Consider the following 1,838-nt stretch of genomic DNA (forward strand, 5'->3'; position numbering starts at 1 on the left):
TCAGCCCTTGCGGGAGTTGACCTCTTCGGTGAGCTGGGGGACGACCTGGAAGAGGTCGCCGACGATGCCGTAGTCGACGAGGTCGAAGATCGGGGCCTCGGCGTCCTTGTTGATCGCGACGATGGTCTTGGAGGTCTGCATGCCGGCCCGGTGCTGGATCGCGCCGGAGATGCCGGAGGCGATGTAGAGCTGCGGGGAGACGGACTTGCCGGTCTGGCCGACCTGGCTGGAGTGCGGGTACCAGCCGGCGTCGACCGCGGCACGCGAGGCGCCCACGGCCGCGCCGAGGGAGTCGGCGAGCGCCTCGATGATGTGGAAGTTCTCCGCACCGTTGACACCACGGCCGCCGGAGACCACGATCGCGGCCTCGGTCAGCTCCGGGCGCCCGGTCGACTCGCGCGGGGTGCGGGACAGGACCTTCGTGCCGGTGGCCAGCTCGGAGAACGTGACCGGCAGGGTCTCGACCGCACCGGCGGCCGGGGCCGGCTCGACCGGCGCCGAGTTCGGCTTGACCGTGATGACCGGGGTGCCCTTCGAGACACGGGACCTGGTGGTGAACGACGCGGCGAACGCGGACTGCGTGGCCACCGGACCCAGCTCACCGGCCTCCAGATCGACGGCGTCCGTGATGATCCCGGACCCGATCCGGACCGCGAGCCGGGCCGCGATCTCCTTGCCCTCCGCGGACGACGGGACCAGCACCGCGGCCGGGGACACCGCCTCGAACGCGGCCTGCAGCGCGTCGACCTTCGGCACCACCAGATACTCGGCGAACTGGGGCGCCTCGGCGGTCAGGACCCTGACCGCACCGTGCTCGGCGAGCACCGCCGCGGTGCCGGCCGCACCATTGCCCAGCGCCACCGCGACCGGGTCACCGATCCGGCGGGCCAGCGTCAACAGCTCCAGGGTGGGCTTGCGGACGGCACCGTCCACGTGGTCGACATAGACGAGAACTTCAGCCATGGGACTTCAATCTCCTGCGCAAACGAGGGTGAGAGGGATGTACGGGCCCGACCGGCCTTCCGGCCCGACCGGCGCCTAGATGAACTTCTGCTCCGCGAGGAAGACGGCGAGCTGCTTGCCGCCCTCGCCCTCGTCCTTGACGATCGTGCCCGCCGTGCGGGCCGGACGCGGCGCCGCGGAATCCACCGCGGTCCACGCACCCGCCAGACCCACCTCGTCCGCCTCGATCTCCAGGTCCTCCAGGTCCAGGGACTGAACCGGCTTCTTCTTCGCCGCCATGATCCCCTTGAACGACGGATACCGGGCCTCACCGGACTGGTCCGTCACCGACACCACCGCCGGCAACGACGCCTGCAGCTGCTCACTGGCACTGTCACCGTCACGACGCCCGGTCACCGTGCCGCCCTCCACCTTCACCTCGGACAGCAGCGTGACCTGCGGAACACCCAACCGCTCCGCCAGCACCGCCGGCAGCACACCCATCGCACCGTCCGTCGACGCCATACCGCAGATCACCAGGTCGTAACCCGTCTTCTCGACCGCCTTCGCCAGCACCAGCGACGTACCGATCACATCCGTACCGTGCAGATCGTCGTCCTCGACATGAACGGCCTTGTCCGCACCCATCGACAGCGCCTTGCGCAACGCGTCCTTGGCATCCTCCGGACCCACCGTCACCACAGTGATCTCCGCGTCATCCGCCTCATCGGCGATCTGCAGCGCCTGCTCCACCGCGTACTCGTCCAGCTCCGACAGCAGACCGTCGACATCCTCACGGTCCAGCGTCAGGTCATCGGCGAAGTGCCGGTCACCGGTGGCGTCGGGCACATACTTCACACAGACAACGATCCTCAAGCTCACGCCGGCTCTCCTAC

The 1,838-nt window shown here is 69.2% G+C and carries 2 protein-coding genes; both read right to left on the reverse strand.

Annotated features, from left to right (window positions below):
- Complete coding sequence (locus ACGFSA_RS35085) at positions 1 to 963, reverse strand: electron transfer flavoprotein subunit alpha/FixB family protein (protein ID WP_393310224.1); 963 nt, start codon at positions 961 to 963, stop codon at positions 1 to 3.
- Between the two features lie 75 nt (positions 964 to 1,038).
- Entirely contained in the window at positions 1,039 to 1,824 is a 786-nt protein-coding gene (locus ACGFSA_RS35090) for an electron transfer flavoprotein subunit beta/FixA family protein (protein ID WP_393310226.1), read from the reverse strand.
- Positions 1,825 to 1,838: the final 14 nt, after the last annotated feature.

It is taken from the genome of Streptomyces sp. NPDC048496 (assembly GCF_043200055.1).
In the GTDB taxonomy this organism is placed as follows: domain Bacteria; phylum Actinomycetota; class Actinomycetes; order Streptomycetales; family Streptomycetaceae; genus Streptomyces.

Excerpts from the sequence above, each read along its gene's own strand:
- ACGFSA_RS35085 (WP_393310224.1), bottom strand. The coding sequence starts at position 963 with ATGGCTGAAGTTCTCGTCTATGTCGACCACGTGGACGGTGCCGTCCGC.